19 protein-coding genes and 2 pseudogenes are annotated in these 23,718 nt (G+C 68.2%); 14 read left to right on the top strand and 7 right to left on the bottom strand.

What is annotated here, in order from left to right; translation table 11 throughout:
- Positions 1-217: 217 nt before the first annotated feature.
- From G6N28_RS17265 to G6N28_RS17255, 3 genes and pseudogenes are all read left to right on the top strand, one after another.
- Positions 218-1,391: pseudogene (locus tag G6N28_RS17265) on the top strand (arylsulfatase); the annotation flags it as partial.
- Positions 1,372-1,853 (top strand): annotated as a pseudogene (locus G6N28_RS17260) (formylglycine-generating enzyme family protein); the annotation flags it as partial. The pseudogenes G6N28_RS17265 and G6N28_RS17260, both read left to right, overlap by 20 nt.
- A gap of 19 nt (positions 1,854-1,872) precedes the next feature.
- On the top strand, positions 1,873-2,919 hold the full coding sequence (locus G6N28_RS17255; protein WP_163902322.1) for an NAD(P)-dependent alcohol dehydrogenase: 1,047 nt from the start codon (positions 1,873-1,875) through the stop codon (positions 2,917-2,919).
- A 3-nt stretch (positions 2,920-2,922) separates the two neighbouring features.
- Here the strand turns inward: G6N28_RS17255 and G6N28_RS17250 are convergent, their stop codons facing one another.
- On the bottom strand, positions 2,923-3,372 hold the full coding sequence (locus G6N28_RS17250) for an SRPBCC family protein (protein WP_179962210.1): 450 nt from the start codon (positions 3,370-3,372) through the stop codon (positions 2,923-2,925).
- Between the two features lie 78 nt (positions 3,373-3,450).
- Between G6N28_RS17250 and G6N28_RS17245 the strand changes: the two genes are divergently transcribed.
- The 3 genes from G6N28_RS17245 to G6N28_RS17235 are packed head-to-tail and all read left to right on the top strand — an operon-like array spanning position 3,451 to position 6,268.
- Complete coding sequence (locus G6N28_RS17245; protein WP_163902318.1) at positions 3,451-4,230, top strand: SDR family NAD(P)-dependent oxidoreductase; 780 nt, start codon at positions 3,451-3,453, stop codon at positions 4,228-4,230.
- Positions 4,227-5,042, top strand: coding sequence for an SDR family oxidoreductase (locus tag G6N28_RS17240; RefSeq protein ID WP_163902316.1), 816 nt, complete (start codon positions 4,227-4,229; stop codon positions 5,040-5,042). The genes G6N28_RS17245 and G6N28_RS17240 overlap by 4 nt, the downstream gene beginning before the upstream one ends.
- A 44-nt stretch (positions 5,043-5,086) precedes the next feature.
- Positions 5,087-6,268, top strand: coding sequence for an AI-2E family transporter (locus G6N28_RS17235; protein ID WP_163902314.1), 1,182 nt, complete (start codon positions 5,087-5,089; stop codon positions 6,266-6,268).
- Here the strand turns inward: G6N28_RS17235 and G6N28_RS17230 are convergent.
- Complete coding sequence (locus G6N28_RS17230; protein WP_163902312.1) at positions 6,249-7,061, bottom strand: dienelactone hydrolase family protein; 813 nt, start codon at positions 7,059-7,061, stop codon at positions 6,249-6,251. The two genes, G6N28_RS17235 and G6N28_RS17230, sit on opposite strands and share 20 nt — an antisense overlap.
- A gap of 13 nt (positions 7,062-7,074) precedes the next feature.
- Positions 7,075-7,722 carry a DUF4245 domain-containing protein gene (locus tag G6N28_RS17225; protein WP_163902310.1) on the bottom strand — a complete coding sequence of 216 codons (648 nt, stop codon included), beginning with the start codon at positions 7,720-7,722 and terminating at the stop codon, positions 7,075-7,077.
- Between the two features lie 55 nt (positions 7,723-7,777).
- Here G6N28_RS17225 and glpX point away from each other — a divergent pair, with 55 nt between their 5' ends.
- The 4 genes from glpX (at position 7,778) to G6N28_RS17205 (ending at position 12,182) form a co-directional block, all read left to right on the top strand.
- Positions 7,778-8,806, top strand: a complete 1,029-nt coding sequence (glpX, locus tag G6N28_RS17220) for a class II fructose-bisphosphatase (protein ID WP_163902308.1) — start codon at positions 7,778-7,780, stop codon at positions 8,804-8,806.
- 26 nt (positions 8,807-8,832) lie between these two features.
- On the top strand, positions 8,833-10,251 hold the full coding sequence (locus G6N28_RS17215; protein WP_163902306.1) for a class II fumarate hydratase: 1,419 nt from the start codon (positions 8,833-8,835) through the stop codon (positions 10,249-10,251).
- A gap of 149 nt (positions 10,252-10,400) precedes the next feature.
- Positions 10,401-11,282 carry a universal stress protein gene (locus tag G6N28_RS17210; RefSeq protein WP_163902304.1) on the top strand — a complete coding sequence of 294 codons (882 nt, stop codon included), beginning with the start codon at positions 10,401-10,403 and terminating at the stop codon, positions 11,280-11,282.
- Between the two features lie 12 nt (positions 11,283-11,294).
- On the top strand, positions 11,295-12,182 hold the full coding sequence (locus G6N28_RS17205) for a universal stress protein (RefSeq protein WP_163902301.1): 888 nt from the start codon (positions 11,295-11,297) through the stop codon (positions 12,180-12,182).
- Positions 12,183-12,209: 27 nt separating this feature from the next.
- On the opposite strand, the gene fdxA is transcribed toward G6N28_RS17205, so the two are convergent.
- On the bottom strand, positions 12,210-12,551 hold the full coding sequence (gene fdxA / locus G6N28_RS17200) for a ferredoxin (RefSeq protein ID WP_163902299.1): 342 nt from the start codon (positions 12,549-12,551) through the stop codon (positions 12,210-12,212).
- Positions 12,552-12,622: 71 nt separating this feature from the next.
- Entirely contained in the window at positions 12,623-14,095 is a 1,473-nt protein-coding gene (locus G6N28_RS17195) for a bifunctional aminoglycoside phosphotransferase/ATP-binding protein (protein ID WP_163902297.1), read from the bottom strand.
- A 132-nt stretch (positions 14,096-14,227) separates the two neighbouring features.
- Between G6N28_RS17195 and G6N28_RS17190 the strand changes: the two genes are divergently transcribed.
- On the top strand, positions 14,228-15,229 hold the full coding sequence (locus G6N28_RS17190; protein ID WP_163902295.1) for an Acg family FMN-binding oxidoreductase: 1,002 nt from the start codon (positions 14,228-14,230) through the stop codon (positions 15,227-15,229).
- A gap of 12 nt (positions 15,230-15,241) precedes the next feature.
- On the opposite strand, the gene G6N28_RS17185 is transcribed toward G6N28_RS17190, so the two are convergent.
- On the bottom strand, positions 15,242-16,126 hold the full coding sequence (locus G6N28_RS17185) for a universal stress protein (RefSeq protein WP_163902292.1): 885 nt from the start codon (positions 16,124-16,126) through the stop codon (positions 15,242-15,244).
- 241 nt (positions 16,127-16,367) lie between these two features.
- Between G6N28_RS17185 and G6N28_RS17180 the strand changes: the two genes are divergently transcribed.
- The 3 genes from G6N28_RS17180 to G6N28_RS17170 all read left to right on the top strand — a co-directional run bounded on the left by G6N28_RS17180 (position 16,368) and on the right by G6N28_RS17170 (position 22,227).
- Complete coding sequence (locus G6N28_RS17180; protein ID WP_163902290.1) at positions 16,368-19,127, top strand: AAA family ATPase; 2,760 nt, start codon at positions 16,368-16,370, stop codon at positions 19,125-19,127.
- A 30-nt stretch (positions 19,128-19,157) separates the two neighbouring features.
- Positions 19,158-21,932, top strand: a complete 2,775-nt coding sequence (locus G6N28_RS17175; RefSeq protein ID WP_163902288.1) for a helix-turn-helix transcriptional regulator — start codon at positions 19,158-19,160, stop codon at positions 21,930-21,932.
- 79 nt (positions 21,933-22,011) lie between these two features.
- A complete protein-coding gene (locus tag G6N28_RS17170) occupies positions 22,012-22,227 on the top strand; it encodes a hypothetical protein (RefSeq protein WP_163902285.1) in 216 nt (71 codons plus the stop codon).
- A 57-nt stretch (positions 22,228-22,284) separates the two neighbouring features.
- Here G6N28_RS17170 and G6N28_RS17165 read toward each other — a convergent pair whose 3' ends face one another.
- Positions 22,285-23,598: an RNA 5'-3' helicase PhoH2 gene (locus G6N28_RS17165; RefSeq protein WP_163902283.1), complete on the bottom strand. Its 1,314-nt coding sequence runs from the start codon at positions 23,596-23,598 to the stop codon at positions 22,285-22,287.
- Positions 23,599-23,718: the final 120 nt, after the last annotated feature.

Here is a 23,718-nt window from a genome sequence, read left to right as displayed (position 1 = left end):
CTCCTGGGGTCAACCGGGCCGCGGCCGCAGCCCCACAATTGCCGGGGCGAACGTGGGTTACCCGCACGCCTGACCGTGTGAATCTGCCACCGCCTTGCGTGCGGGTAACCCACGTTCGGCGACAAAGCGACTTCGACAAGGCCTCGCATCCCCAGCGCACAGGCATAGCGTTGAAACTGCGAGAGATTCGAAATTCACAACGGTGTGAGGAGTCGATGTGCCTGGCGGTAGGCCCAACATTCTGGCCATTTGGGCGACGACATAGGAATCACGAACTTGAGTTGCTACAGCGATGGCCTGATGGGCTACCGCACACCCAACATCGATCGCATCGCCACCGAGGGCATGCGATTCACCGATGCCTACGGGGAGCAAAGCTGCACCGCGGGCCGATCATCGTTCCTCACCGGACAAAGCGTCTACCGAACAGGATTGAGCAAGGTCGGCATGCCCGGGGTCGACGTCGGCATGTCCCCGGAGGACCCGACCATCGCCACGCCCCTCAAACCGCTCGGATACGCCACCGGCCAGTTCGGCAAGAACCACCTCGGCGACCTCAACAAATACCTGCCGACAGCGCACGGCTTCGACGAGTTCTTCGGCAACCTGTATCACCTCAACGCGGAGGAAGAGCCCGAGCACCCCGACTACCCCACCGCCGAGGAAGCACCGACGCTGCGAAAGGCGATCCTGCCGCGCGGTGTCGTCAGATCGTGGGCCACCGATGAAGCCTCCGATGAGGTCGACGAGCGGTTCGGGCCACTGGGTAAGCAGCGCGTCGAGGACACCGGGCCGCTGACCAAGAAGCGGATGGAAACCGTCGACGACGAGACCACCGAGGCGTGCATCGATTTCATCAAGCGGCAGCACGCGGCGGACACACCGTTCTTCGCGTGGATGAACACCACCCACATGCACTTCCGGACGCATACCAAGCCCGAGAGCGTCGGGCAGGCCGGACGCTGGCAGTCCGGCTATCACGACACCATGGTCGACCACGACAAGCACGTCGGGCTGCCGCTCGACTGCCTCGACGAACTGGGGATCGCCGAGGACACCATCGTCATCTACTCCACCGACAACGGGCCGCACGCCAACACCTGGCCCGACGGCGCCACCACCCCGTTCCGCAGTGAGAAGAACACCAACTGGGAGGGCGCCTTCCGGATTCTCGAGATGATCCGTTGGCTAGAAAGGAGCCGGCGGGTGCGGTGTCCAATGAAATTGTCCAACACCACGATTGGCTTCCGACGTTTCTGGCGGCGGCCGGTGAGCCCGACGTTGTCGAGAAACTCAAGCAGGGCCGTACGATCGGCGACCAGACCTATCGGGTACACATCGACGGCTTCAACCTGCTGCCCTACCTGACCGGACGCCGCGGCGTACGCCCAATGGGCCGGTCTTGCGCTGCCGACCGAGCACGAGTGGGAGGTCGCCGCCCGCGGCGGGATCCGCGGCGCCACGTACACGTGGGGCGACGAACCCGAGCAACCCGGTCAGCGGATGGCCAACTACTGGCACGGCGAGTTCCCTACCTGCCCGAGACGGGCTATGGAAGTGCCGCCGCCGTCGGCAGTTTCGCACCGAACGGCTACGGCCTGTACGACATGGCGGGCAACGTCTGGGAGTGGACCGTCGACTGGTACGCCGACGGCCCCGCCGAGGACGCCCGCTGTGAAGAGGACAGCCAGGATCCCGCCCAACCGCAGTTTCGAATCCCGCGCAAGGTCGTCAAGGGCGGCTCATTCCTGTGCGCGGACAGCTACTGTCTGCGGTACCGCCCTGCGGCACGGCGACCCCAACAAGTCGACACCGGCATGAGCCACATCGGCTTTCGCTGCGTGAAGCGCTGAGTTCGAAGGTGGAGGAGCGATGCAAGCACTGCGACTGATGGACTGGAAGACCGAGCCCGAACTCGTCGAGGTGCCGAAACCGACGCCGGGCCCGGGACAGGTCGTCGTCAAGATCGGCGGCGCCGGGGCCTGCCACTCCGACCTGCACCTCATGCACGACTTCGACGCCGGGATGATGCCGTGGCAGCTGCCGTTCACCCTGGGCCACGAGAACGCCGGCTGGGTCGACTCGGTCGGCGACGGCGTCAGCACCGTCTCCGAGGGCGACGCCGTCGCGGTGTACGGCCCGTGGGGGTGCGGCAAGTGCCAGCGTTGCCGGCACGGCGTCGAGAACTACTGCGAGAACCCCGCCGAAGCGCCCGTGCTCAGCGGCGGCGGCGGGCTCGGCCTCGACGGCGGAATGGCCGAATACCTGCTGGTGCCCTCGGCGCGGTCGCTGGTTCGGCTGCCCGACGGCCTCGAGCCCGCGACGGCCGCGCCGCTCACCGACGCCGGGCTCACCCCCTACCACGCGATCCGCCGGTCGTGGCCGAAGATGACGCCGACGTCGACCGTGGTCGTCATCGGCGTCGGAGGGCTGGGCCACGTGGCGCTGCAGCTGCTGAAGGCGACGACGGCGGCGCGGCTCATCGCCGTCGACAACCGCACCGAGGCCCTCGATCTGGCGGCCCGCAGCGGCGCCGACCACACCGTCGCCTCCGACGCGGAGACCGCGAACGCGATCCGGGACCTCACCGGAGGCCGCGGCGCCGACGTCATGCTGGACTTCGTCGGGTCCGAGGCGACGATCGAGCTGGCCCGCACGGCCGCCCGCCCGCTCGGCGACGCGACGATCATCGGCATCGCCGGCGGCTCCGTACCGTTCTCGTTCTTCTCCCAGCCCTACGAGGTCAGCTTGCAGACGACCTACTGGGGATCACGCCACGAGCTCATCGAGGTCCTCGAACTGGCGTCTCGAAACCTGATCCACGTCGAAACCACCACGTACTCACTCGACGACGCCCTGCGCGCGTACCACGATCTGCGGGACGGAAAGGTCCGCGGCCGCGCCGTCGTCGTGCCCTGAGAGTCAGCGTGTTTCGGCCGCGGCCTTGATCGCCGCGAGCGTCGCGGGGATGCCCGTGCGCGCCGCCTCACGCCGCTTGTCGATCTCGTCGTCGGCCTGATCGCCGAAATGCTCGCGGAAGCCGGCGATCCCTTTCGGCCGCAGCTCCCACGACTCGGTCAGCCGGGTGCCGCCGTCCTCGGGTTCGAAGGTGTAGCCCCAGTACACCCAGCCGTCGTTGACCTCCCACGCGAACGCCTCACCCGGGTCGGCGGTCACCACCTGTGACCGTGTCTCCCACGTGCGTTCCGGCGTCTCGTTGCGACCGGTGAACCAGGCGCCGACGTGCGGGCCCGCGCCCTCGTCCCACCAGCACGCCCGGCAGATCGGGCTCCACTCGCCCATCCTGGTCACGTCCGACACCATCGCGTACAGCTCGTCGGGCGACACCGCGACATGGATCGACTCCGACATCTTCAGATCCGTCACGCCCCGAGTGTGCCAAAGGGCTAAGTTGAAACACGTTCTACTCAGCGTCGAAGGGTCAACCGGATGGACAACAGTAACGAGCATGCGGGCAGGAAAGCGCTGGTCATCGGCGCGGCGTCGGGGATCGGATGGGCGTCGGCGCGGGCGCTGGCCACCGACGGCTGCCAGATCACGCTCGCCGACCGCAACATCGACGGCGCCCGGGAGCGGGTCGCCGAACTCGGCGACCCGCACACCGCAGCCCCCGTCGAGGTCACCGACGAAGCGTCGGTGCAGGCGTTGTTCGACCAGACCGGTCCGCTCGACGTCGTGGTCAACTGCGCGGGCTTCTCCAACGTCGGGCTGATCACCGACATGCCCGTCGAGGACTTCCGCGCGGTCATCGACGTCTGCCTCAACGGCGCGTTCATCGTCGCCAAGCACGCCGGCCGCACGCTGCGCAAAGGCGGTGTGCTGGTGTCGATCAGCTCGCTGAACGGCCGCCAGCCAGCCGCAGGCATGAGCGCGTACTGCGCCGCCAAGGCCGGGCTGTCGATGCTCACCCAGGTCGCCGCGCTCGAACTCGGCCCGCGCGGCATCCGCGTCAACGCCGTCGCGCCCGGCTTCGTGCACACCCCGCTGACGGCGCCCGCCGCCGCGGTGCCCGGCGTAGTCGAGGAGTACGTCGAGAACACCGCGCTGGGCCGTGCGGGCACCCCGAAGGACATCGCCGAAGCGGTCCGTTATCTGTGCTCGCCGAGCGCATCTTGGTTGACCGGTGAGGTGCTCGACATCAACGGCGGCGCCCACATGAAGCGGTACCCGGATGTGATGGGTCACGTCATGAAGCTTGCCGCGCAATGACATTCGACGGAAAGCACGCGATCGTCACCGGGGCGGGCTCGGGTATCGGCGCGGCGCTGTGCCGGGCGTTGACCAGCGCGGGCGCGCAGGTGTTGTGTACCGATGTCGACGGCGACGCGGCCGAGCGCACGGCGTCGGCGCTGGGTGCGCGGGCGCGGTCGCTGCGCCTCGACGTCACCGACGCGTCCGCCGTACAGGCCGCCGTCGACCACGTCGTGGACCGGGCGGGCCGGTTGGACCTGATGTTCAACAACGCCGGAATCGTATGGGGCGGTGACAGCGAACTGCTCACGCTGGATCAGTGGAACGCGATCATCGACGTCAACATCCGCGGGGTGGTGCACGGGGTCGCGGCCGCCTACCCGCTGATGCTGCGGCAGGGCCACGGCCACATCATCAACACCGCGTCGATGGCCGGGTTGACCGCGGCGGGCCAGGTCACCAGCTACGTGATGACCAAGCACGCGGTGGTCGGGCTGTCGTTGGCGCTGCGCTCCGAGGCGGTGGCGCGCGGCGTCGGCGTGCTGGCGGTCTGCCCCGCCGCCGTGGAAACCCCGATCCTCGACAAGGGTGCCATCGGTGGTTTCGTCGGCCGCGACTACTTTCTCCAGGCCCAGGGCGGCAAGCCCTACGACGCCGACCGGTTGGCCGACGACATTCTGCGCGCCGTGCAGAAGAACAAGCCGCTGTTGGTGAAACCCCGTATCGCCCATGCCCAGTGGTTGTTCGCGCGGTTGGCGCCGGGCCTGATGAACCGGATGTCGATGCGGTTCATCGCCTCGCAGCGGGCTCGTCAGCGCGCACAAGCCTGAACTCCCGCCGATCCCGTCGCGGTGCCCGTAGTCTGAACGCGCCCATGACCGACGAATTCAACCCCACCCAGAAACGCGCGCTGGCCGTCATCACGGTGATCGCCCTGCTCGTCGGCGCGTACTTCCTGCGCGGGTTCTTCGTGTTGATCGTCATGGCGGCGGTGTTCGCGTACTTGTTCACCCCGCTCTACGAGCGGCTACGCCGACGGCTCAGTACCGGGTTGTCGGCGGCCATCACGCTGCTCGCCGCGCTGCTGATGGTCGCCGTTCCGGTGGCCGGGATCGTGTTCCTGGCGATCGTGCAGATCACCCACATGGTCAACGCGGTCAGCGACTGGGTGGCCCAAACCGACCTGTCCACGCTGGGTGACCGCACCCTGAAGCTGATCAACGATTTGCTTTCGCAGATACCGTTTCTGAACATCAACGTGACGCCGGATTCGCTGCGCCAGGCGATCATCACGGTCTCGCAGCGAGTCGGGGAATGGCTTCTGCAGCTGCTGCAGGGCGCGGTCGGCAACGTGGTGGCCGCGATCGCCGCGGCCATCATCTTCCTGTACGTGTTCATCTCTTTGCTGGTGAACCGGGAGAAGATCCGCACCCTGATCCGACAGCTCAACCCGCTGGGCGAGGAGATCACCGACCTGTACCTGGCCAAGACCGGCGCCATGGTCCGCGGAACTGTCAAGGGGCAGTTCGTCATCGCGCTGTGCCAGGGCGTCTCGGGCGCGATCTCGATCTACATCGCGGGCTTTCACGACGGCTTCTTCATCTTCGCGATCCTGTTGACGGCGCTATCGGTCATCCCGCTCGGCGGCGGTATCGTCACGATCCCGTTCGGAATCGGAATGATGTTCTTCGGCAACATCATCGGCGGGGCGTTCGTGGTGATCTTCCACGTCCTGGTGGTCACCAACATCGACAACTTCCTGCGCCCGATCCTGGTGCCCAAACAGGCGCGGCTGGATCCCGCCCTGATGCTGCTGGCGGTGTTCTCTGGTATCGCGCTGTGGGGGTTCTGGGGAATCGTCATCGGCCCGGTGCTGATGATCATCATCGTCACCACCATCAGCGTGTACCTGTCGGTGTACAAGGGCGTGCCGATCACCGAACCCGAGGACGACGAGGAAGAACCCCGGCGACCCAAGTGGTTCAGCCGGCTGGCCAACCGCCTCAAGCAGGCTCGAAAGCAGGACCGGAAGCCGGCTAAGTCAGCCGCTCGGTGAGGAATTCGACAACGCGCTTGCGGGCCTCGTAGGCCGGGTGCCCGTCGACCTCACGTACCTGGTCGGTGAGCACCGAGTGCGCCATCTTGGCGAACCCGTGTGCGTTGCCCTTGCCCGAGTCGATTTCGATGACCTCGAACGCGTCGCCGAGCCGCGCTTTGAGCGTCTTGAACCGCTCGGCCGGCACCAGCGGGTCCTCGCTGAACCGCAACCCCATCGCGCACAGCCCCTCGCTGGCGGCGCGCTGTTCGACGATGCGGAGCTCGGCCTCCGACAGGCCCGGGTCGCGTCGCTGCTTGGGTGTGAGCGGCAGCGGCAGCGACGGCTGGCTCAGCACCGGGGCCAGCACGCTGTCCTCGACGGCCGCCGCCAGCGCGAAGCCGCCGGTGAAGCACTGCCCGATCACCCCGACGCCCTTGCCCGGCGTCTTCTCGTTGAGGTCGCGGGCCAGCGCGCGAAGGTAGTGCGCCACCGGGCGGTCGGCGTTGGTGGCGAATGCGGCGAACTCGCGCGCCACGCATCCGCGCAGCAGTATCGGCACCATGCCGGGCCGCACCGCGGCCGCCCCGGGCGTACCGAACAGGGACGGCGCGGCCACGGTGAAGCCGTTGTCCACCAAGTGGTTTCCCAACGCCAGCACGCCGGGGTGCAGGCCCGGCATCTCGGGGATCAGCACCACACCGGGGCCCTGCCCCTTGCGGTAGACGTCGTAGGTGAACCCGGCCGCGGAGAACGGTTCGGCGGTCCAGCCGCTCAGATCGGCTTCCGGAGCTGTCTGGCCTGCGCTGGTCATGGCCTCCCTTACGTCAGTCGGCGGGCAGCGGCGCTGCGCTCTGGGTCGCCGCGGCCAGCGTACGAAACTCGTCCTCGCTGCCGGCGCCGGTTATCGCGATCTGCGCCGGGCCGGTGGGGCCCTGCAGCCGCGTGGTCCACACCGGCTCGGCGGGCTGGTCGGCCTGCTCGCCGCCTTCGTACACCACCCAGGTGACGCCGGCGACGTCCTCGGCGCCGACCGGGCGGGTGTCGGTGTTGATCGAGGCGACCAGCTTGGCCTCGTCGGCGTTGCTCTGCGTGAGGCTGACGTACATGCCGCTGGGTGCGAGGTAGCCGACGATCGAGCTCACCGCGCGCACCGGCTGCCCGGTGGTCGGGTCCGTGCGGCCCGCCTCGATGCCCTTGCGGCTTCCGGAGTTGGACTGCCAGCCCTCGGGGAGCTGCGGCAGCCGGATGGGGACGTCGAGGGCGTCGGCGTCGGCCCGCAGCGCCGCGGCCGCGTCGTAGGACGGGGCGGGCCCCGTGCCGGGGCCGCTGAGCTGGAACGAACACATGCCCAGCAGGCCGGCCAGCACGATGCAGGCAAGCACCAGCGGGGCCATCGACCAGAACATGTCGCGGCCGTCCTGCAGAAGCCGGGGCTTCGCAGGCTTGGGCGCCGGTGGCGGCTGCGTACTCATAGCCGCCAGTATCCCAGCTGCCACGGAACGACCCGATAATGGGACAATCTGGCGCATGACGCCAGCTCGTGGAGAAGCCCCAGACCGAAATCTTGCCCTTGAGCTCGTCCGAGTCACCGAGGCCGGCGCGATGGCGGCAGGCCGTTGGGTCGGCCGCGGCGATAAGGAGGGCGGCGACGGTGCCGCCGTCGACGCCATGCGTGAACTGGTCAACTCGGTGTCGATGCGCGGTGTCGTGGTGATCGGCGAGGGCGAGAAGGACAACGCCCCGATGCTTTACAACGGCGAGGAGGTCGGCAACGGCGACGGACCGGAGTGCGACTTCGCCGTCGACCCCATCGACGGCACCACGCTGATGAGCAAGGGTTTGTCCAACGCGATCTCGGTGCTGGCGGTCTCCGAGCGCGGCACCATGTTCGATCCGTCGGCGGTGTTCTACATGAACAAGATCGCCGTCGGCCCCGACGCGGTCGATGCCATCGACATCACCGCCCCGATCGGCGAGAACATCCGCAAGGTCGCCAAGGCAAAGAACCTCTCGGTGTCCGACCTGACCGTGTGCATCCTGGACCGCCCCCGCCACGAGCAGCTCATCGCCGACGTGCGCGAGGCGGGCGCTCGGTGCCGCCTGATCTCCGACGGTGACGTCGCCGGGGCCATCTCGACGTGCCGGTCGACCACCAGCACCGACATGCTCGCCGGGATCGGCGGCACCCCCGAGGGCATCATCGCCGCCGCGGCGATCCGCTGCATGGGCGGGGAGATCCAGGGCCAGCTGGCCCCGCGCGACGACGAGGAACGACAGAAGGCCATCGACCGTGGCTATGACCTCGACCAGGTGCTGACCAGCGCAGACCTGGTGTCGGGCGACAACATCTTCTTCGCCGCCACCGGCGTCACCGACGGCGATTTGCTCAAGGGCGTGCACTTCTACAGCGGCGGCTGCACGACCCAGTCGATCGTGATGCGGTCCAAGTCCGGCACGGTCCGCATGGTGGAGGCCTATCACCGGCTCTCCAAGCTCAACGAGTACTCCGCCATCGACTTCACCGGCGACGCCAGCGCGATCCGGCCGCTGCCCTGACAACCCGACCAGCGAGGAACACACAGATGAGCGTCGAGAACGACGTCAACACCGAATATCGCATCGAGCACGACACCATGGGCGAGGTCCGCGTCCCGGTCAACGCGTTGTGGCGCGCGCAGACGCAACGGGCGGTGGAGAACTTCCCGATCTCGGGCCGCGGCCTGGAACGCACCCAGATCCGGGCGCTGGGCCTGCTGAAGGGCGCGTGCGCTCAGGTGAACAAGGACCTCGGGTTGCTGGCCGCCGACAAGGCCGACGCGATCATCGCCGCCGCCGCGGAGATCGCCGACGGCCGCCATGACGACCAGTTCCCCATCGACGTGTTCCAAACCGGTTCGGGCACAAGCTCGAACATGAACACCAACGAGGTGATCGCCAGCATCGCCGCGCGCAACGGCGTGACCGTTCACCCCAACGACGACGTGAACATGTCGCAGTCGTCCAACGACACCTTCCCCACCGCCACGCACATCGCCGCCACCGAAGCCGCTGTGCGCCACCTCATCCCGGCGCTCGAGGTGCTGCACGAGTCGCTGGCGGCCAAGGCGCGGCAGTGGCGCACCGTGGTCAAGTCGGGCCGCACCCACCTGATGGACGCCGTGCCCGTGACGCTGGGGCAGGAGTTCGGCGGATACGCCCGCCAGATCGAAGCCGGCATCGAACGGGTCAAGGCCACCCTGCCGCGGCTGGGTGAGCTGGCCATCGGCGGCACCGCCGTGGGCACCGGGCTCAACGCGCCCGACGACTTCGATGTGCGCGTCGTCGCGGTGCTGGCCCAACAGACCGGCCTGGCCGAACTGCGGGTGGCCGCCGACCATTTCGAGGCGCAGGCCGCGCGTGACGGGCTGGTCGAGGCGTCCGGGGCGCTGCGCACCATCGCGGTTTCGCTGACCAAGATCGCCAACGACATCCGGTGGATGGGTTCGGGCCCGCTCACCGGCCTCGGCGAGATTCAGCTGCCGGATCTGCAGCCGGGCAGCTCGATCATGCCGGGCAAGGTCAACCCCGTCATCCCCGAGGCGGTGACCCAGGTGGCCGCGCAGGTGATCGGCAACGACGCCGCGATCGCCTTCGGCGGGGCCTCCGGCGCGTTCGAACTCAACGTCTACATCCCGATGATGGCGCGCAACCTGCTCGAGTCGTTCAAGATCCTGACCAACTCCTCGAAGCTGTTCGCCGAGCGGTGCATCGACGGTCTGGTCGCCAACGAGGACCGGCTGCGCGAACTGGCCGAGTCCTCGCCGTCGATCGTCACGCCGCTGAACTCCGCGATCGGCTACGAGGAAGCCGCCGCGGTGGCCAAGCAGGCCCTCAAGGAGAAGAAGACGATCCGCCAGACGGTCATCGACCGCGGGCTGATCGGCGACAAGCTCTCGCTCGAGGAGCTCGACAAGCGCCTCGACGTGCTGGCCATGGCCAAGGTCAAGGACGGCGACCAGTAGTCAGTACCGCCGAGGACCACTGGCACCACCACGCGGGACCAAAGGCCCTGCGCGAGCCGGGCCCACCGACCTAGTGTTGGCGATGCGGTGCGCGTGCGTCGCCCGGACCACAGCGGCAGTCCGCTCAGACCGAATCGAGGGGTAGCGAAATGGCGGAGTCCACCAAGTACGGAATCCTGGTAGCGGTCGATGGGTCCCCGGAGTCCGAAGCCGCCGTCGGCTGGGCTGCCCGCGAGGCCGTGATGCGCCGCATGCCCGTCACCTTGATGCACGTCATCGCGCCCGTGGAGGTGACCTGGCCCGTCACGTACTTGCAGTCGAGCTTCGACGAGTGGCAGGAGGAAAACGCCAAACAGGTTCTCGAGCAAGCACAGAAGACATTCCAGGCAAGTGTCGACGCGGCCGAGCCGCCCGCGGTGAATTCCGTGGTGGAGCACGGCCCGATCGCCTCGACGCTTGTCGCGGCTTCCGCGGACGCGTGGATGGTCGTCGCGGGTAACCGCGGGATGGGTGCGCTCGGCCGCGCGCTTCTGGGTTCGGTCAGCAGCGGTCTGCTGCACTACGCCCGCGGCCCGGTCGCGATCATCCCCGCCGACGAGGCCCCGACCCCTGATCCCGCGGCGCCGGTGTTGCTCGGCATCGACGGATCGCCTGCCTCGGAAGGCGCCACCGCGCTGGCGTTCGACGAGGCGTCGCGTCGAGGCGTGGAGCTGGTGGCCTTGCACGCCTGGAGCGACAACCGCGTCTTTCCGATCGTCGGAGTCGACTGGCAGAAGTACGAAGAAGAAGGCCACAAGGTGCTTGCCGAACGCCTGGCGGGTTGGCAGGAACAGTATCCCGATGTGCACGTGCGCCGCCGTCTGGTGTGTGATCAGCCCGCCCGCTGGTTGCTTGACGAGTCCAACCAGTCGCAGCTTGTCGTGGTGGGCAGTCGCGGTCGTGGCGGCTTCAAGGGCATGCCGTTGGGTTCGGTTGCCTCCAAGGTCGCCCAGGGCGCCAAGGTCCCGGTCATCGTTGTGCGGGACCGCTAGAAAATGGCCGGGATGTCCGAGCGCACAGGGCCGGTGATCGTCGGGGTCGACGGCTCCGAGGACGCGCTCAACGCCGCGGTGTGGGCGGGCGCCGTCGCCGAGAAGTTCGAGGTGCCGTTGCACATCGTGCACGCCATCCCCGACGCCGGTCCCCTCCTCACCGACGCCGCCGCCGCGCTACGCGCGTCGCTGATCGCCGAGCAGCGGGCATCCGCCGAAGAAGTCCTCAAATCCGTTGAGGACGCGGTGCGGTCGCGATACGGCGAGCTGACGATCACCGTCACGCAGTCCGACGAACCGGCCTCGAAGGTCTTGGCGGACCTGAGCGAGGACGCCTCACTGGTCGTCCTCGGCAGCCCCGAGGTGCGCGTCGGTGCTGCCCTGCTGCTCGGTTCGACAACCATTGCGGTAACGACACATTCATCGTGTCCGGTCGTCGCCTGGCGCGGCGGGATCACCGCGCCCACCGATCAGCCGATCGTTCTCGGAGCCAACGGTGAACAAACCGGCGCGGACGCGTACCGGACCGCGTTCGAGTTCGCTGACCGGTTCGGCGTCTCGATCTACGCGGTCAACGCCTGGCCCGGACGTCGCGTGCTCGGCGGAATCGAGATCCCGTCGATGATCGACTGGGGCGCTGTCGAAGCCGCGCAATGGCAATACGTCATGGCCTCGGTGGAGCCGTGGAGCGAACGGTATCCCGACGTCGAGGTCAGATACTTCATCGAGACGGGCGGGGCCGGCCAGGCGCTGCTGCAGCACGCCGGCGACGCGCAGCTGGTGGTCGTCGGCAACCGTGGCCGAGGGCTCCTCGCCGGCGCGCTGTTGGGCTCGACCAGCATGAACATGCTGCACCACAGCCCCGTCCCGGTGCTTGTGTGCCACAATGCGACCCGGTAGCGACCCGGTAGCGACCCGGGCCGAACGTCAAGCGCGCTGCGGCATGGCCGCGATCAGCGGCGTGTCCACCCCCACAGGACCAAGCCGGGCGGCGCCGCCCGGTGAACCCAGCGGGGCGTCTCGGCCCGGCAGGATCTCGGTGAAGAACGCGGCGTTGTCGGCCAGATGCTGAAGCTCTTCGTCGGGTAGGTCGGTCTCGTAGTAGATCGCGTCGGCCTCGCACACGAGCTTGCAGGCGCCGCAATCCACGCATTCATCGGGGTTGATGTAGAGCACCCTGGCACCTTCGTAGATGCAATCCGCCGGACACTCCTCGACGCAGGCTTTGTGCATCACGTCCACACACGCTGAACTGATCACGTAGGTCATGGTCACGACGCTACGTAGCGAATCGGCTGGCATCGTCGGCCGAAGGCCATCGATGCAAAGGACCAAGGTCCCTACCGCAGGGCTGCCGTCGATTCGCGCACCGCCTTTTCGGCCTCGGCGACCGATTCGGTCAGCGGGCCGCTCGTATCGATGCGGTGGGCCTGCGGCCAGGCGTCCTCGGCTTGGGCGAGCCTGGCGGCGATCTCAGGGGTGGCATCCGAGCTCGTTGGTCCGCGGCTGACGGTTCTGGCCGCCGCGTCCTGCACCGGGACGTGACAGCTGAGTTCCACCACGGGCACGTGGGTTTCGCCCGCCAGCCTGCGCACCCGTTCGCGCTGACGCTCGTCGCGCCATGTCGCGTCGAGGATCACCGACACACCCCGTTCCAGGTGGTGACGGGCGCGCCGCAACACGGCGTCATAGACGGCCGCGACGTTCTGCGCGCTGTAGAGCCCCGCTTCGGGCTCACCGACCTCTCCGGAGATCATCCCTTCGGACTGCAGCTCACGACGCACGTCGTCGGTTGAGATGACCTGGGCGCCAATCAGTTCCGCAAGGGCACGCGACAACGTCGTCTTCCCGGTTCCCGGCCCGCCGCCGACCATGACCAGCCGTACCGTGCCCGCCCGCAGATGGTCGATGGCGATGTCGATGTGGCGCTGGGCATCGGCAGCCGCTTCGGGGTGCCCCTGGGCCACCCGTACGCAGTCCACTTTGGCGCGCACCACCGCGCGGTAGGCGATGTAGAAATCGGCCAGCGCCGCCGGCGCTGTGTCACCCGCGGCGCGACGGTAACGGTTCAGCAGGAACTCCGCCAGGTCCGTACGTCCGAGGAACTCCAGGTCCATGGCGAGAAACGCGACGTCGTCCAGACCGTCGACATAGCGCAATCGGTCGTCGAACTCGAGGCAGTCGAGCAGCACCGGCCCTTCGGGCATGCAGAAGATGTCGTCGGTCAGCAGATCGGCATGCCCGTCGACGATGCGGCGGTCGGCGATGCGCTCGGTGAACAGCGCCGACCGGCCCGAGATGAACTGGGCGGCAAGGCGCCACACCTCGTCGATGAGCTCGGGCGCCAACACCGCGTGGTGGTGAAGCTCGTCGATGTTGTCCTGCCACCGCGCGCTGACGGCATCGGCGGTGCCGCCGGCGTCGATCGCGTCGCCGCGGTTCGCGTCGGCGTGAAACACCGCCAGCTTCTCCGCGATCGCCGCCAGGTGCGCGTCCACCGGGGTTCGGTGGCGCACCAGGTAGGTCAGGCGGCAGGTGTCCGGATATCGGCGCATGACGATCACCGGCTCGGGCGGGTCGCCCTCGACCCCGCTGAAATGAGCCAACCCCAGGTAGCTGTCGGGGGCGAGCCGGCTGTTGAGCTCGATCTCGTGGGCGCACGCGTCTTCGCGCTGCTGCGCGGTGCGGAAGTCGAGGAACTCGGTGACCAACGGCTTCTTCGCCTTGTAGGCCCGCTCCCCGAGCAGGACAACCAGCCCGGTGTGGGTCTCGTGCACTTCAGCGGACAGGTTGCCGGGCGCCATCCAAGCCATGCACTCATCTTGCAGGTTGCTCGCCCACCCGTGCAGCGGCCGTCGGGCCCTACCCGGGGAGGCACAAAGGCCCTAGCCGAGACGCGGGCCGCCATGAAAGCTTGAGGGTTGGACAGGTAGGTGGAGGTTTCCATGACGCAACCCGCACAGCCCACGGTGGATCCGGGCACCATCGCCAACGCCGTACAACTGGCGTGCCGGGCTCCGTCGTTGCACAACAGCCAACCGTGGCGGTGGGTGGCCGAGGGCAGTGAGCTTCAGCTCTTCGCCGATCCCTCACGCAATGTGCGCAGCACCGACGAATCCGGTCGCGAGACGCTTCTGAGCTGCGGCGCGGTTCTCGACCACCTGCGGGTCGCGATGGCGGCGGCCGGATGGGCGACGTTCGTGAGCCGTTTCCCGAACCCGAACAACCGCCTGCATCTGGCGTCGATCGACTTCGGCCCGATGGACTTTGTGACCGAGGGACATCGGCGGCGCGCCAACGCCATCCTGCTGCGGCGCACCGACCGCCTGCCGTTCGCCGCGCCGCCCGACTGGGAAACCCTTGAGCCGCACTTGCGCAACGTCGTCAACTGCGAGGCCGCGCGTCTGGACGTGATCGCCGACGAGGCGCGCCCGAAGCTGGCCGAAGCGTCGAAGCTCACCGAAGCCTTGCGTCAATACGACTCCTCCTACCACGCCGAATTGGAGTGGTGGACCGCGGGTTTCGAAACCACCGAGGGAATTCCGCGCAGCTCGCTGGTCTCGGCGTCCGAGGCGGATCGAGTGGATGTGGCCCGCAGGTTCCCTGTCACACAGAATCGCGATCGCCGGGCGGGTGTCGACCAAGATCGGTCCAGGATTCTGGCGCTGTCCACGTACGACGAATCCCGCGACAGCGTGCTCCGGTGCGGCGAACGGCTCTCGGCGGTGCTGCTCGAGGCCACCATGGCCGGCATGGCCACCTGCCCGTTGACCCACATCACCGAGGATCCCGAGAGCCGTCAGATGGTTGCCGAGCTGATCGGGCAGGACGCCACGCCGCAGGTTCTCGTCCGCGTCGGCCTGGCACCGTCGATCGATGACGTGCCGCCGCCCACGCCGCGGCGACCGCTCGAGGAGGTGCTGGAGATCCGCTCCAGCCGAGACTGATTCGGCTCGCCGTCAGGACGACCGCGCGACAATCACCGGCATGCGCGCCGATTCGGCGACCGCGGTGGCCACCGAGCCCAGCAGCATCCCGGCGAAACCGCCCCGGCCGTGGCTGCCCACCACCACCAGTTGCGCGTCGTCGGCCTGCTTGACCAGCTGGCGTGCCGGCTGATCGCGGACCACGACCCGTCGCACGGGCACCTCCGGATAACGCTGCTGCCAACGTGCCAGCTGCTTTGTCAGCGTCTGTTCTGTCATGTCCTTGTGCGTCGCCGACCATTCGTCTGCCGGCAACTCGAAGGTGGTGTCGTCCATCCACGCGTGCACGGCGACGAGCTCGACACCGCGGCGCGACGCTTCGTCGAAGGCGATCTCGGCGGCCGGCTCCGACGCCGCGGAGCCGTCGACGCCGACGACCACGGGTGCCTGCGCGACGGGGCGGGGCATCAGCGGGTCCTCGTCGTGGATGATGCCGACGGGGCAATGAGCACGTTGGACGAGCCCCCGGCTGATCGACCCCATCAGCCGTCGGGCGATCGAGCCTTGCCCGCGACATCCGACCACGATGAGCTGGGCGTCCTTGGACAGGTCGACGAGTGCGGGCAGCACAGCGCCGTCGAGTAGCCGGGTGTCGATTCGGCCGTGCGCGCCCGTCGCCTCCCCGGCGACCTTGGCGGCCTCGCGCAGCCACTGCTGGGCTTGGGCCCGGTAGAGCCGGTCGATTCTGGACGGGGTCGCCCCTTCGGGCCAGAATCTCGCGGTCGGCATGACGTGCACCAGCGTCAGGGCGGAATCGCGCATCGCCGCTTCCCGGGCGGCCCAGTCGACGGCCACCTTTGACGCCGGCGAGCCGTCGACGCCGACGACGATGCCGTGTCGGCCGGATGCGGTTGCCATCGAAACGCTCCTTTGTGCACTTGGACGTGCCTCTGACGATATGGCGCGAGCAGGCAACGGTTCTGGAGTCTTTGGTCCCTGATGAAACGGACCAACGGCCGTCGCGGCGGTCCGCACCTGGCGCGTCACCATGGGGTCAGATCGTTGCTTTCGACGAGATGTCGATACGCTCGACCAGCACACGACAACTGAGATTTTGACCTCCTGACCGAGACCGCGTACTGCCGAGAGTTATCCCGTTATGCCCGTGTATCTGGCGCACCGCCTCGCCGAGGAGGCGGCGGTAGCAGAGTTCCTGGACTCCGCGTCCAGCACGCCGTCGGCGCTGTTGATCGAGGGTGACGCGGGCATCGGCAAGACCACGCTGTGGATGGCGGCATCGGATCGGGCGCGCCACCGCGGCTTCCGGGTGCTCACGACCCGCGCGGCTGAGGCGGAGTCGGTGTTGGCCTACACCGCGTTGACCGACCTGCTCGCCGAGGTCGACCCGACCACCTGGGCGGACCTGCCCGTTCCGCAGCAGACCGCGGTAGACCACATCCTTTCCAGGACAGCCGATTCCGCTGCGGCGACCGACCAACGCGCGGTCGCTGCAGCGTTCTTGTCGATTATCGAACGGTTGAGCGACGATGGCCCGCTGCTGTTGGCCGTCGACGATCTCCCCTGGCTGGACCCCTCCAGCGCCTACGTGATCGCCTACACCGCGCGGCGCCTGACCGGGCCGGTGGGACTGATCGCCACGATCCGCACCGAAGCCGCCAGCGGCGACGCCGCATCGTGGTTGCAGCTTCCCCGGCCCGATGCGATCCGGCGAATCACGTTGCGCCCCCTGTCTGCTCGTGCACTGCATCAGGTGGTGTCGGATAACGTCGACCGCCCGTTGTCACGCGCGGCGTTCACCCGCATCCACCAGGTCTCGGGCGGAAACCCCTTCTACGCCATCGAATTGGCACGTGCTATCGACGAGAACGCCGATCTCGAACTGCCAAGCACATTGGCCGAACTAGTGCGGGTCAGGCTCAGCGGCCTCGACGCCGAGACCTATGACGCGCTGCTGGCCGCCGCCGCACTGGCTACCCCCACCGTCGAGCGGGTTCTTGCCGCATCCGGCACCGACCGCGATCGGTTGATCGAACTGCTCGAGGCCGCAGAACAGCAGGAGATCATCGCCATCGAGGGGCACCGGATCCGGTTCACCCATCCGCTGTTGGCCGCCGGTGTGTACTCCGACGCTTCACCGGAGCGGCGGCGCGCGATGCATCGCCGGCTCGCCGACATCGTCGCCGAGCCCGAGCTGCGCGCACGGCACCTGGCGCTGGCCGCGACGACGGGTGACGCCGAGACGCTGCGCGCGCTCGACGACGCAGCCGCCTCAGCGCACGCGCGCGGCGCACCTGCCGCGGCGGCGGAACTGCTCAACCACGCCATCACGCTCGGCGGTGACACCCCCCAGCGCCGGATCCTGTTGGCTACCCACACTTTCGACGCCGGCGATCCGGCACAGGCCCGCAAGTTGCTTGAGCAGGCCATCGTGGATCTGGAGCCGGGACCCCTTCGCGCGCAGGCCCGGCACTCACTGGCGTTCGTGCGCTTCATGAACGACGGCTACCTCGAGGGCTGCCAGCTGCTTCAGCGCGCGCTCGATGAGGACGCACCCACCGGCCGCCTGCGGGTGAGCATCTTGATCGCGCTGGCTTACGCGCTGTACATGACCGGTCATCCCGAGGCGGCGTGGCGTATCGGCGAAGAGGCCGTAACCCACGCCGAGCCGCTCGACGACCCCGGCCTGCTGAGCCAAGCGCTCGGCGTCCGCGCGACACTGCAGTTCTTCGGTGGCGGCGGGATGGACGAGCCCGGCATGCAGCGGGCCCTCGAACTGGAGGACCACGACGCGCCCATCCCCACCATGCTTCGTCCGAGTGTGGAACGCGCCCTGATCCTGGCCTGCAGCGGCGACCTGGATGCGTCGTTCGACCAGCTGCGGGCCGTGGAGCGGCGCTGCGTCGAGCGGGGCGAGGAAGGCGAGCTGATCTTCGTCAAGTTCTACGTTGCGCTGAACCGGATCTGGCGCGCGGACTTCGTCGAGGCCGACCGGCTGGCCAAGGACGTCACCGGGCTGGCGCGCCAGCTCGGCGGTGAGTTCCCGACCATGCTGAGCATGCTGCTCAAGGCGTGGCTTGCGGTCTACGACGGCGCCGAAGACGACGCCCGGCTCGCGATCGCCGACGCGATCGACGCCTGCAAGGTCAGCGGCACCGCGTGGCACGAGGACCAGGCGAACACGGCGCTGGGGTTGTTGGAGGTCTCACTGGGCAATCACCAGGCCGCGGTGAACACGCTGGAACCGCTGATGTCCCGGCACTCGCCGAGCTCCACGGAACTTTCGGCGGCGGCGTACCTGCCCGACGCCGTCGAAGCGCTCATCGAATCGGGCCGGGTGACCGAGGCGGAGAGGTTCATCGAAGATCTGGAACGAAATGGGCACCGGCTGGACCGAGCCTGGATGCTCGCGATGGGCGCGCGCTGCCGGGCCTTGGTGGAGGCTGCCCGCGGCGACCACAAGGCGGCCGTGGCCACCGCGCAGCGTGCGATCGAGTACCACGACCGGCTTCAGATGCGGTTCGAGCGCGCGCGCACACTGCTCGTCCTCGGCACGCTTCAGGCACGTTTGCGACAGCGCGAGGCTTCGGTGACGCTGCAGGAGGCGCTCGAGGCTTTCGAGCGGCTCGGCACCCCGTTGTGGGCGGCCCGTGCGCGCGCCTGGTTGCCGGGCGGAGCGGGCGCGCCGCGCAAGCGGCGCGAGTTGACGGCCGTCGAGTTACGGGTGGCCGAGCTGGCCGCGTCGGGCATGACGAACCGCGATGTTGCCGGTGCACTGTCGCTGAGCGCCAAGACCGTCGAGGCCACGCTGGCGCGGGCCTACCGCAAGCTGGGCATCCGGTCCCGCGCCGAGCTCGGCCGGGTGATGGCTTCGCGCACGAATCAGCCGAACCGCGGGTGATCCCGACAGTTTGCTGAGATTCTGTTGGGTATGGCCGGGGATGCTGTGCGGACCCATCGGACGCACGAGCGGACGATCGACGGGTTCTTGGAGTCGACGACCGTGGGCCCCTCGGCGTTGCTGATCGAGGGCGAGGCCGGCATCGGCAAGACCACACTGTGGTTGGCCGCGCTGGAACAGGCCCAGGCGCGCGGGTTCCGTGTGCTGTCGGCACGCGCGGCGGAGGCGGAATCGGTGCTGGCCTACACCGCGCTGGCCGACCTGCTCGACGAGGTCGACGCGCGCGTGTGGGCGGATCTGCCGAGCCCGCAGCTGCTCGCCCTCGACCAGGTGCTGCTGCGCGCGGACAACGGGGCGGCCACCGACCAACGCGCGGTGGCCGCGGCGTTCCTTTCGATCGTCGAAAGACTCGGTGACGAGGGTCCGGTGTTGCTGGCGATCGACGATCTGCAGTGGCTGGATCCGTCCAGCATGCATGTCATCGCGTTCGCGGCGCGACGGCTCATGGGGCCGGCCGGACTCCTCGCCACCGTACGGACCGAACCCCGCGACGGCACCGGCGCGGCGTGGCTGCAGCTGCCGCGGCCGGAGGCGCTCAAACGTATCCGGTTGCACCCCTTGAGTATTCAGGATTTACATACCGCGGTTGCGACGCGGCTGCGAAAGCCGTTCTCGCGTCCTACAATCGGACGAATTCATCAAGTGTCGGGCGGAAACCCGTTCTACGCGATCGAACTGGCCCGTGCCATCGAAGATCGGCCGGCAAGCATCGGCACGCCGCTGCCGCGCACGCTGACCGACGTGGTGCGCCGTCGTATCGGTGATCTCGATTCAAACGTGCACGAGGCATTGTTGGCCGCGGCCTGCATGGCCGCACCGACTGTCGAGTCGGTGTCCAGCGCGACCATCGCCGACGACGACCGACTGGTCGAGCTTCTCGAAGTCGCTGAGAACAAAGGCATCATCACCATCGACGGCAATCGGATTCAGTTCGCGCACCCGCTGCTGGCCAGGGGCGTGTACAGCCAGGCCGCGCCCGGCCGTCGTCGCTCGATGCACCGCCGGCTCGCCGAGATCGTCGACGAACCCGAGCTGCGCGCCAGGCACCTGGCGCTGGCCGCCACCAGCGGCGATCAGGTCACCCTTACGGCCCTTGACGAGGCGGCGGAATCGGCGCGTACCCGCGGTGCCCCTGTCGCGGCCGCCGAACTGGTGGACCTCGCGATCGGCCTCGGCGGTGACACGCCCGACCGCCGACTCCGCAGTGCGCTATACCATTTCGACGCGGGTGACCACCGTCGCGCGGCCGCTGTCCTCGAAGAGACCGTCGACCGATTGCCTCAGGGTGACATGCGCGCCGAGACGTTGAGCCGCCTGGCGGTGGTACGCCTCTACGGTGAGGGCTTCTTCGAGGCGGCGCGCCTGCTTCGCGACGCTCTCAACGATGTGTCCGAGGACAGCCCGCTGCGCGTACAGCTGCTGATCACGTTGGCGTTCTGCCTGTTTCACAACAACCAGGTCGACGAGGGCGTTCGAACGGCCGATCGGGCGGTGTCCCACGCCGAGCAGCTGGACCAGCCACACTTGTTGAGCATGGCGCTGGGCATGCGCTCGATTCTGACGTTCATCGCCGGACAGGGGCTCGACGAAGAATCCATCCGGCGGGCGCTGGACCTGGAGGACCAAGAAGCGGTGACGCCACTGGTTTTTCGTCCCAGCGTCCAGCACACGCTGCTCTTGCAGTGGGCTAACCAGTTCGACCTCGCCGATCAACTGCTCGAGAAGATCCGGGCCAGGTGCATGGAGAGGGGCGAGGAGGGTGAGCACGTCTTCATCGCTCAGCACGCGGTGATGAACTCGGTGTGGCTCGGCGACTTCGTCACCGCCAACCTGGTCGCCGAGGACACCATGGAGTACGCGCGCCACCTCGGTGAGAACACGCCGCTTTTCCTCGCCCACAGCCTTCGCGCACAGCTGGCGGCGTACGCGGGCCACGAAGCCGAAGCGCGACAGGCCATCACCGACGCCCTTGAAATCGGCAAGCGCACAGGAACTTCGCGGTTGTCGGAGCGGGTGCTGAGCGCTCTGGCGTTCCTTGAGCTGTCGCTGGGGCACTATGATGGCGCGCTCGCGGCGGTGGCGCCGATGATGTCGACGTTCGATCCGGACCGCACCCCGACGGAGCTGCCCAATGCGACCTGGCTGCCGGACGCCATCGAGGCGCTGGTGCAGTCGGGACGGCCCGACGAGGCCGAACCGTTGATCGAGGCGCTCGAACGTAACGGGCAGCGACTGGACCGGCCCTGGATGATCGCCGTCGGCGCACGCGCACGCGGCATGCTGCTGGCCGCGCACGGCGATCTCGACGGCGCCCACGCGGCGACGCTGCGGGCGTTGGCCGCGCACGAACGGTTACCGATGCCGTTCGAGCGGGCTCGCACCCTGGTGCTGCTAGGCCAGATCGAGCGCCGACAACGCAAGAAGGAGGCCGCGTCGGTGCGGCTGCAGGAGGCCTTCGACATCTTCGAGCGGCTCAACGTGCCGCTGTGGGCCGACCGGGCGCGGTCGGAGTTGGTGCGCGCGAGCGTGGGGCCGCGCCACTCCGGTCAGCTCACCCCGTCCGAACAGCGGGTCGCCGAACTGGCCGCCTCCGGAATGAAGAACCGCGACGTGGCCGCGGCGCTGTTCATCAGCCCCAAGACCGTCGAGGCGAACCTGGCGCGCATCTACCGCAAGCTCGGTATCAAGTCCCGCGCCGAACTGGGCCGCCATGTCGGAGGTCCGGAGAAAAATTCCGACGCATAGGCGATACACCTATTCCCCAACGCGCCGAGACGAACTAGCGTCGAGACGCCAGATTCATCGATTCGCTTCAGGAGTACTGGTGCTCGCCGATCACACCTCCGCCGCAGTGAACTCCCCCACCTCTGCTCTGGTGACCGCCGGCACCTGTCAGCCGGCGCTGCGCACCGGGTTCGCGGCGCTGGGGTTGGCGGCGCTGCTCGACCTGCAGCGCGCGGACCGGGCCGACCGCGTGGTGGCCCTCGGCGGCGCCGCGGCCGCCGGGTGGTACCTGGTGCGAGGCGGCCGCCGTCGCTGATCGGTGGTTTGGGCGTAGTTCGTCACGCTGAGTGTGACCAACTACGCACAAATCGCGTCAGGGCAGCGCGCCGGGGCTGATCTCCTCGAGCATCTCGGTGACCAGCGCCGCGATCGGTGACCGCTCGCTGCGCAACAGCGTGATATGCGCGAACAACGGGTGGCCCTTGAGCTTTTCGATAACCGCGGCCACCCCGTCGTGGCGGCCCACCCGCAGATTGTCGCGCTGGGCCACGTCGTGGGTGAGCACCACCCGCGACCCGGCACCCAGGCGCGACAGCACGGTGAGAAGCACGTTGCGCTCCAGCGACTGCGCCTCGTCGACGATGACGAACGAGTCGTGCAGTGAGCGGCCCCGGATGTGGGTCAGCGGCAGCACCTCGAGCATGCCGCGCGCCAGCACCTCGTCGAGCACCGCGGGACTGGCCAGTCCCTCGAGGGTGTCGAAGACGGCCTGCGCCCAGGGACCCATCTTCTCGCTCTCGCTGCCGGGCAGATAGCCGAGATCCTGCCCGCCGACCGCGTACAGCGGCCGGAACACCACCACCTTGCGGTGGGTGCGACGCTCCAGCACCGCCTCCAGCCCGGCGCACAGCGCCAGCGCGGACTTACCGGTGCCCGCCTTGCCGCCGAGCGAGACGATGCCGATCGACTCGTCGAGCAGCAGGTCCAGCGCCACCCGCTGCTCGGCGGAGCGGCCGCGCAGGCCGAACGCCTCACGGTCGCCACGCACCAACTGCACCCGCTTTTCGGCGTTGACCCGGCCCAGCGCGTGCGACGTGCCACCCAGAAGCCGAATTCCGGTGTGGCAAGGCAGATTGCGGGCCGCTTCGAGATCGACCTCGCCGTCGGCGAACAGCGCGTCGACGTCGTCGGCGGTCACTTCCAGCTCGTCCATGCCCGTCCAGCCGGAGGTGATGACGTCCTGGGCGTGGTACTCGTCGGCCGACAACCCGACCGCGCCGGCCTTCACCCGCAGCGGAATGTCCTTGCTGACCAAGGTGACCTTCTTGCCTTCCGCGGCCAAGTTGGCGGCGCAGGTCAGGATGCGCGCGTCGTTGGTATCGGTGCGGAAACCGGCGGGCAGCACCGACGGATCGCTGTGATTGAGCTCGACGTGCAGCGTGCCGCCTTGGGCGCCAACGGGAATCGGCTGATCGAGCCGCCCGTGTTCGAGGCGCAGATCGTCGAACATCCGCAATGCCTGACGGGCGAACCAACCCAGCTCGTGGTGATGGCGCTTGGCCTCCAGTTCGCTGATGACCACCAGCGGGACAACGACTTCGTGTTCGGCGAACCGCATGGTTGCCCAGGGATCGGACAGCAGCACAGAGGTGTCGAGCACATAGGTCCGCACGACCGAATCAGTCACGTAGCGCTCCTCGAGCCCGCGCGGCCCCACACGAACACGTCGGTGGACACTGCGGCACGAGGACCGGGGCCGGTCCTCTCGTCGAAGAAACGATCGGTACCGCCGGGATAGCACAGCACG

The organism is Mycolicibacterium pulveris (assembly GCF_010725725.1).
In the GTDB taxonomy this organism is placed as follows: domain Bacteria; phylum Actinomycetota; class Actinomycetes; order Mycobacteriales; family Mycobacteriaceae; genus Mycobacterium; species Mycobacterium pulveris.
The sequence above is the reverse complement of the archived record's forward strand: the minus strand, read 5'-3'. Positions and strand labels throughout refer to the sequence as shown.